Annotated in this window: 7 protein-coding genes; 1 reads left to right on the top strand and 6 read right to left on the bottom strand. The window is 35.4% G+C overall.

The annotated features are described in order from the left end of the window. Positions 1–450, top strand: a 450-nt coding sequence (locus ENL20_07220) for a hypothetical protein (protein ID HHE38348.1), incomplete at its 5' end; no start/stop codon positions are given. Between the two features lie 15 nt (positions 451–465). Here ENL20_07220 and ENL20_07225 read toward each other — a convergent pair. The 6 genes from ENL20_07225 to ENL20_07250 form a co-directional block, all read right to left on the bottom strand. Further along, on the bottom strand, positions 466–2,082 hold the full coding sequence (locus ENL20_07225; protein ID HHE38349.1) for a hypothetical protein: 1,617 nt from the start codon (positions 2,080–2,082) through the stop codon (positions 466–468). An 8-nt stretch (positions 2,083–2,090) separates the two neighbouring features. Then, positions 2,091–2,903: a 3-deoxy-7-phosphoheptulonate synthase gene (aroF, locus tag ENL20_07230; GenBank protein ID HHE38350.1), complete on the bottom strand. Its 813-nt coding sequence runs from the start codon at positions 2,901–2,903 to the stop codon at positions 2,091–2,093. A 234-nt stretch (positions 2,904–3,137) separates the two neighbouring features. Next, the gene (locus ENL20_07235; protein ID HHE38351.1) at positions 3,138–4,040 is read right to left on the bottom strand and encodes a hypothetical protein; all 903 of its coding nucleotides are present in this window, start codon (positions 4,038–4,040) and stop codon (positions 3,138–3,140) included. Between the two features lie 114 nt (positions 4,041–4,154). Then, positions 4,155–4,982: an NYN domain-containing protein gene (locus ENL20_07240; protein ID HHE38352.1), complete on the bottom strand. Its 828-nt coding sequence runs from the start codon at positions 4,980–4,982 to the stop codon at positions 4,155–4,157. A 473-nt stretch (positions 4,983–5,455) separates the two neighbouring features. Next, positions 5,456–7,279: a hypothetical protein gene (locus ENL20_07245; protein HHE38353.1), complete on the bottom strand. Its 1,824-nt coding sequence runs from the start codon at positions 7,277–7,279 to the stop codon at positions 5,456–5,458. A gap of 62 nt (positions 7,280–7,341) precedes the next feature. Continuing rightward, positions 7,342–8,400, bottom strand: a complete 1,059-nt coding sequence (locus ENL20_07250; GenBank protein HHE38354.1) for a flavodoxin-dependent (E)-4-hydroxy-3-methylbut-2-enyl-diphosphate synthase — start codon at positions 8,398–8,400, stop codon at positions 7,342–7,344. Between the last annotated feature and the right edge of the window lie 176 nt (positions 8,401–8,576).

Consider the following 8,576-nt stretch of genomic DNA (forward strand, 5'->3'; position numbering starts at 1 on the left):
CAGGATTTCCTCAAACAACCATTCCGTTTCAGACAGTTAACCGAAAAATCCAAATTTGAGAATAAGATGAAGGCAACAGCATTCTGGCAGATGAGAATTTGTAACCTGGAAAAATGTTTGGAAAGAACTCATTTGAATTGTGAAAATTTGAAATTCAATTTGGAATTGAACGATCCGATCGAAAATTATCTTGAGAAAGATTCTAAATGGAAAGGAATTGCCGGAAATTATATCATCACTCTTGGAAAAAAATCAAAAGCAGAGAAAGGAAATAATAAAAAATTACCGACTTTAAGATCATCGGTTGGTGCTTTTACGAGAATGTGGTTGGGAGTTCGTCCGGCAACAGGTTTAGCAGTTTCTGATGAAATTTCCGGTGCGGAACATTTGTTGGAAAAACTGGATAAGGCTTTTTGTATTCCCGAACCGAAGCCGGATTGGGAGTTTTAGATTGATTGAGGAAAACTAATTTTTCGGAGTTTTCTCATCAACCTCCTTTTTCCTTTTCTCCCATAATTCTTCCCATCGTTCCTCTTTCTCCAATCTCCATTTATCCGCTTTTTTCTTTCCAGTAGCAGAATTCAGGGTTTCTCCGGTCCCATCAATTAAATTTTCTCCTGTCTCGAGAACGGTTTTTCCCGCTTCGGAAACAGTCCCGACAGTCGACTCTTTCAAGCCATCTCCAATTTCCTGCAAATCTGCGGTAACAACACCTTTCACAGTTTTGAAAACACCTTTTCCGAGAGAACCTGCTACATTAGTTGCTCCTTTTCCCAGACCGAGAGCAACATTCAAACTGGTTTTGGCAGCATCGATAGTTGTTCCGCCAACTTTAAGAATACTGCTGCCGATTCCTCCTCCCAACCTGCTGACAACATTGAAGAGAATCGAGGTAGTCTCAAATTCCGGTTTTTGAGGAGTTCCTCCGATTTTCATCCCGAGTTTACTTCCTTGAATGGTCGAGATGTTCAGGTCACAATGGAGAGTTTTTTCCGAAAGTGTAATATCTGTTTTTAGATCAAAGGCATCTCCACCTATAGCCTGATATGTTCCAAGTGGAAGTAAGAATTCAAAAGGTTCGAGTTCCAGCCCGATAACCTGAAAAATCGCATTGATCGGTGGAATCTTTTTTCTGATCGTTCTTATTCGAGCATAAAGACCAAATAAATTATCCTGCAATTTCTTATGTTGAATTTTTCCAGTAAATTCTATTGATGCAAGATTGTTTTTTATAGATGGAGAATCGTTGCTCATTTCAATTCCTGAAGCAAGTAAATATAAATCTGTTAAGTAAAATTGCAGAGAATCTTTTTGATTTTCCCGTGAAGAAAAGAGAACATTAAAGTTATTTGTTTCTATTTTTTTCAGTTGGAAATTTTCATTTTCCTGAACAATATTTTGAAGATTGATCTCGAAATTATTTAGATCGATATTCATATTTTTGGAAGCTTGGGTGCTTTTGATCGTTGTTTCAAGTAAACTCAAAATAATCGATTCGACCTTTTTTTCAGTTTCTGAAATGTTTGCATTTCTCAGATTAAAATTTAGATTGGAAACTGCTATTTCTGTTTCTTTGCCGATGGAATCAATTTCCGTGTAATTCACAAATATTTTATTGAGATCGATTCGTTTAATAAATATTTCCGGAACCGGCTTTTTCTCATTCCTAACAGCATCTTTAACGGACGGAGGTTGCATAATATTAAGAATGTTCAATTCCTTGTTCATTTTTTTATCAATATTCAATTTCAGGTCATTCAGATATATTTTGCTAATCGAAATTTTCTTTTTCAGTAATGGCAAATATTGGATATTGATCTTCAATTTTGATAATAAAAGTAGGTCGTTAGCTGGAAAACCTTGTGGTTGTTTGATCATCAAATCTCTGATCGTTACCGAACCTTCAAAAAGATTTACCTTGATTTTATTGATCGATGCTTCCGGTTTAAGAAATACCGGCAATTGATCATTCACAACTTTGGTGAAGAAAATGGAAAAGAAAAACTGGATCAGGCTGATGATCAGAATGGTTATGAGCAGAAGAATCAATAATATTCTTAATGGTCTGTTTTTTATAAGCATAAAATTTCTTATTTTCTCCAAAGATTAACTAATCTATCCATTGGTTTCATGATCTCTTCCAGCATCTGAAAATCGATTGTCTGTTTACTGTCGCAGATAGTTGTTTCCGGAGAAAAATGAGTTTCGATCATTATTCCGTCTGCTCCAGCTGCCATTGCAGCCCAACTGAGTGATTTGATCATTTCTCGTTTTCCGGAACTATGTGAAGGATCGATAATTATTGGAAGATTACTCAAATTTTTTACGGCAGGAATTGCGGAAATATCAAGCGTATTCCTGGTATAATCCTCAAAAGTTCTGATCCCTCTTTCACAGAGAATGACCTTTTTGTTTCCTGCTTCCATCAGATGTTCAGCAGCCAGCAGCCATTCTTTGATCGTGTTGCTCATTCCTCTTTTCAGGATGATTGGATTGGAAACTTTTCCCAGTTTTTCCAGTAAAGGATAATTGTGCATATTTCGCGTTCCGACCTGCAGGATATCAATATATTCGGACATTTCATGAACATGTTCAGGTGAAATGATTTCGGAAACAGAGACCATTCCGGTCTGATCGCTCACTTTTTTGATGATCTCCAGACCTTTCCTGCCGAGTCCCTGAAAACTGTAAGGAGAAGTCCGCATTTTATATGCTCCGCCGCGAAAGAATTTTATTCCCATCTCCTTTAATTTCAGAACGATTTTCATCAGATCATCATAATTTTCAATAGTGCAGGGTCCAGCAATGAAAGTAAAATTATTTCTGCTGATGATCCTGTTTTTAATTTTTATTTCACCAAATTCTGATATTTGATGTTTTAAATTTTCTATTTCATCGTACATTAATTTTCCTTTTTCAGCCGCTGATTTTCGCTGATATTTAGTTCGTCTTGTCCGTTCTCCGTAGTCCCGAAAGCAATCGTGACGAAAGATGAATAAGCGAAGCAACGAGTTGAAATAAAATTCCCTTGGTGATGTTTCAAGTCGTCGTCAATCGTCATCCGATTGTCTGACACCCTTCTTACGACTCGAGTTTATATTTTTCCTCTGTGCTCTCTGTGTCTCTGTGGCTAAATATTACAACATTTTCTCTAATTCCTTCTCACTTTGAGCCAGCACTCCAAACTGAAAACCTCTATCACTGACAAAGATTTTATCTGCTTTAAAATGATCAATAATTTCTTTGATGATCATAGCACCGGTAAGAATTATTTCTGCTCTTGTAGGTTCAAATGGAATTAGATCAGCGATTTGTTTTTCACTCATTTTCCGGAAGTCAGCATAGATTTCTTTTATCTCATCTTTTTTCAGAATACTTTTATGAATGATATTTGAGTCATATTCTTTCAGGTTTTTCTTAACCGCACTCAAATTTGTAACCGTTCCACCAATACCGATCAAGATTTGTTTGCTGACATTTTTAATGTTCATTTCATTTAAGATTTCTGTTACTCTTGTTATTCTACATTGAAAATCTTCAGGAAATTCATTATGTAGTCTCCTGACACCGATACTTGTTGAGAGATGAGATATGATTTTATTTTCTTTCAAAAAAGTAAATTCAGTACTACCACCACCAACATCAAACAGCGTAATATCATTGAAATCAGGAAATTCTTTAATATTAGCTAATCCATTAAAATAAGCTTCATTTTCTCCTGAAATTATGTTATATTTTATCCTGAAATTATTCCATAACCATCCTGATAAAATGCTTATATTCTTTGCTTCCCTCGAGCAGCTTGTTCCAATAATGATTATTTTATCCGTATATTTTTTGGATAATTCGATAATTTCTTCTAAAATGACTTTTGTTCTGTCTAAGGCTTCCTTTGTCAGAAAACCATCTTTCATATCCTTTCCCAGAGCTGAAGTGAAAGAATTTCGATGAATAATTCTTATCCGCTCTTTATTTTTCCCTGCTATTAATAGGAGAACATTATTTGTTCCGACATCGATGACCGAATAAATTTTTTCCATTTTATTTTGTAACAGGGAACTCCGTTCCTTTTATAATTTGATACTCTATCTGTAGCATAGAATTGCATTCTGTGAAAAAAAATGCACATTCACATTTTACAAAAATCGGCTATATTAATAATGATAAACAGATTTAATATTATCCGTCTGCCAACCCTTTTCTTTACCTTTTTTTAATTCAAACTCAAATATCTGCTCTCTGTTAGGCAAGGTCGAAATATCGATATTTTCAGGAAGTTGACTGCTGTGAAAGAACGCTGTATCAAAAGGAGATTCTCTTTTTCTGGAATCCGTTATCCACAAGCCACCGCTGATATCTTTCATAAAACGCATAAAACCATATCCTTTGTGTCCATTTTCAGGATGAAAAGAATAACAAACACCGCGAACTATTTTTTTATCCTGATTTTTATAATTGTATTCTATTGGCAAAAGACCCGGAATCAGATAACCGGATGTGAAAAGATCAGCTTCGTTTCTTAAAGCATGGGAAACATTGTTAAAAGCAAGAGTTTCTACCCGGCAGCCTTTATTCTGTAAAGCGCGCACAACTTGAATAAAATCTCCATCTCCGGTTACCATCAGAACATAATCAAGCCTTTCCGACTGCATCAGAGTATCAACAGCCATATCAAGATCAGCGTTTGCCTTTCCGAATTTATTTCCCTGCTCATCATGAAACCAGCGCACAGTTTTGGCGATAACTTTATAACCGAAATCTCTCAATGATGAATGAAATCTGTCCTGTTTTTTTTTATATTCCGGATTGATCCTTGCCATTTCTTGATCATACGCAACATAAGCATTCAGCCGGACTGCAATTCCATTATTCCGGCAGGCAAATTCCCGCAGAACATCATATTGCATACCAAATCCTCCATTCATGGCAATATTTTGCACATCGACATAAACTCCAACTTTTATCTGACCTTTTCCTTCCATAAAACCTCCAAAATATATCTTCCCTTCCGAAGTTTTCTTTCACTTGTTCTTACATTAAGATTCGGAAGGATGCAAATACAAGTAACTTTCCGAATCTTAATGTATAGAATTCCTTCGTGAGAAGCTTCGGAAAGATAGCAACATTTTTAATCTTTCTTAAAATATGCTACAAAACCATAACAACAATTTAAAATTTATTTACTGTTTTCCTAATTTTATCTTCAAATCAAAAAAACATTCCCATTCAGGAGATTAGAAATATGAAAAATAATTTGCCAAATTGTTCTCGATTTAAATATATTTTGATTAAAATGTCCTCAACCTGGCAAGTTGATTTACGATCAACAATTCGATATTCATTTTTTTCTTCAACAATCAACAATCAGCATTCATAATTCATAATTCGATTCCAACCATTGCGAAGGTTAATTAATAAAATTTCCTCCGCAAGAAACCATTCGCAAGGTCTAATTTCACATCTTCATCTCGATCCCGAAATGAATGATACCATCGAGAGGATTCCTGAATTCTCCGCCTTGATAACTCAAACCATAATCGATTCCCAATAGACCGAGTTTTGTCTCGACCCGCAGACCAAAGCCGAATCCAAATAAGAGACCAAATTTATATTCTTCGCTTTCCACATAACCGTAATCTGTGAATAAAAATGCTCTCGAATTGCGGGATAATAAGTAACGAAGTTCAAGGTTCGACCAACCAACACGATAACCGTAAAATTGATTCTCGTTAAAACCTCGCAGGCTGGAATTTCCTCCTAAAAAATAATATTCCAGTTCAGACAGACTTTTATTTTCCAGGACATTTGCATTCAGCCCGATCGCAAAAATGAGTTTCTGAAATATTTTTCTGAAATTGATCAATTTAGCTTCAACTGCCTGTTTGGAGATGTTTTCGCTGTTTATCCGGTTGAAAATGTAAAAGTATTTTATTAGAAGGTCATTTCCTTTTGTTGGATTCAAATAATAATCCGTATTATTGAAATTCCAGAAAATACCGGCTTTTTTATAGGAAGTTTTATCTATGATTATAGGTCTTCTCGTACCGGGAAATATTTCATCAACACCGAGATAAATTCCGTATCTATTGATCAAACTATAAAGATAAATTTCCGTTTCATAAGATGATTTTGTATAGGTGGAATCTACTTCTTCCCTGTAAATAGAAAAATCTCCGCTGACAGGATAAGAAAACGGTCCTGATTCATGATATTTCAATTCGATCAGACTTCGATCAAAAGACAATTTTTCCCATCGCAGAGAGATCGATCTATCAGTCCCGAAAAGATTCAGGAAATCAAGGTTCACAAATCCGGTTAACCGGTTTTTCTTTTCCTGGGAATTATCATAACCGAGAATTCCAGAGAGATATGTCATTCTATCTTCTTCGATATTAAAAAGTAATTGTTTATGATTTAAAGGGATCAAACTGCAATCATGAATATATTCTTTTTTCCGGATGAGTTCTGCTGCCCGATTCAGAACCATGGGATTTACTTTTTCGATCTTATCTATTTGAGATATTTTAAGAAGAGTGCTGCTTCTGGTGGTCTTATTTCCCTTGAATTTATATTCTTCAAATTCACAAAAATCACCTTCGGAAATTGAAATATATGCTTTTGTTTGATTATTTTTTAGAACTAAACTATCGATCTTCACATCAGCAAAAAGAAAACCATTGAAAGCATAATATTCCGCAATATTTTGAATGAGAATAGAAAGTTGTTTTAAATCAATGTTTTTTGCGGGATTCGATTCCAATATTTTGTTTTCGGAAATATAACGATTACCCTTCAGGATCAGTTCAGCGATGGTCATTTTCTCATTTTCTTCGATCTTGAAAAGAACATCGATCTTTTCGGGACTGATCGTATTTATTTCAGGAGAATGAATCTTGATCTGATAAAATCCTTTTTTAACATAAAAATCGGAAATTCGTTGAACATCTTCATTTAGCATTTTCTGACTAAAATATCCACCCGGATCGGATGAGATCGTTGATAGAAGTTCTTTATCAGTTATGAAGTAATTACCTTCGAAATTAATATCTCCAATTAATAATTCAGCGTTACTAAATTGAAAAAATAAGAAAAAAAGAAGAAGGAAAAAGGAAATAGGTGACAGGAAGATAAAGAAAGGTAAATTTCTAATTTCAAATTTCAAATTGCTGATTTCCTTACTTGTTCCCAAATTTTTAACATCATCGGCACGATGATGAGGGAACACAATTGGTTCAGAAATTTTATTTCGATAATTCTCATCCTCAACATAAAAATTCAAAGTGAAACTTTTCTAAAATTCCATTCCCAAATGGAATTTGGGAGTGAGAAAGACATCACATTTCAAATTTCTAAATATCCCTCAATCGTTCTGATCAATTCATTGATCAATTTATTTTCAGGAACTCTTTTCAGGATCTTTCCTTTCTGGAAGATCAGTCCTTCTCCTTTTGCTCCGGCAATTCCAAAATCCGCTTCTCTCGCTTCTCCCGGACCATTAACAACGCATCCCATAACTGCAACCGTAAGATCATATTCTGAAAATGGTTTCAATTTTTTCTCAACTTCTTTGGCAATGGTAATCAGATCGATTTCAGTTCTCCCGCAGGTCGGACAGGAAATAATTTTGAGTCCTTTTCTCAAGTCCAGCGATTTCAGGATTTCTTTGGCGACCAGCACTTCTTTGATCGGATCAGCAGTTATAGACACTCTGATCGTATCACCGATTCCTTCTGAGAGAAGTGTTCCGATCCCGATCGAGGATTTGATAGTACCGGAAAATTCCGTTCCTGCTTCCGTAACTCCCAGATGCAGCGGATAATCTACTTTTTCGCTTAAAAGACGATAAGAATCGATGGTTAAAGGAACTGACGAAGCTTTCACGGAAATCTTCATTTCATAATATTTTGCTTTTTCCAGAATTGAAACATGTTCGAGAGCACTTTCCACAATTCCTTTAGCAGTTACTCCGTATTTCCTGATTTTCTCTTTTGATAAAGAACCGCTGTTCACTCCGATCCTGACGGGAATTTTTCTTTCTCTCGCAGCTTCGATTACTTTCAGGACATTCTGCTGCGATCCGATATTGCCTGGATTGAGTCGAAGTCCGTCAACACCGTTTTTAATGGCAGCTATCGCCAGTTTATGATCAAAATGAATATCAGCAATTAAAGGAATAGAGATAGATTTTTTAATATCTTTCAGAGCATTTGCTGCTTCCATGTCCGGTACAGCAACTCTGATTATTTCACATCCGGCAGGAATCAATTCTCGAATTTGTTGAACAGTTCTCTCGACATTACGAGTATCTGTATTCGTCATCGATTGAATGGAAATGGGATTGTTTCCACCGATCAGGACATTTCCAAGTTTGATGACTTTTGTTTTCTTTCTTGTGGTCATTGTTTATACCCGCGAAACACACGAAAAGACACGAAAGTTCTTCCTAAAATTAATTGAGTCCACTCTAAAAAGGTCAAATTCAATAAAATTAGAAACCGTTAAAACGGTTAATACTTTTTCCTGTTTCATTAACCACCAACTTAAGTTGGTGGTTAATAAGAAGATAGAGGTCAATA

The sequence above is a fragment of the Candidatus Cloacimonadota bacterium genome, from assembly GCA_011372345.1.
In the GTDB taxonomy this organism is placed as follows: Bacteria; Cloacimonadota; Cloacimonadia; order Cloacimonadales; family TCS61; genus DRTC01.

Coding starts and splice junctions, on each gene's coding strand:
- ENL20_07225 (HHE38349.1), bottom strand. CDS start 2,082: ATGCTTATAAAAAACAGACCATTAAGAATATTATTGATTCTTCTGCTC.
- aroF (HHE38350.1), bottom strand. CDS start 2,903: ATGTACGATGAAATAGAAAATTTAAAACATCAAATATCAGAATTTGGT.
- ENL20_07235 (HHE38351.1), bottom strand. CDS start 4,040: ATGGAAAAAATTTATTCGGTCATCGATGTCGGAACAAATAATGTTCTC.
- ENL20_07240 (HHE38352.1), bottom strand. CDS start 4,982: ATGGAAGGAAAAGGTCAGATAAAAGTTGGAGTTTATGTCGATGTGCAA.
- ENL20_07250 (HHE38354.1), bottom strand. CDS start 8,400: ATGACCACAAGAAAGAAAACAAAAGTCATCAAACTTGGAAATGTCCTG.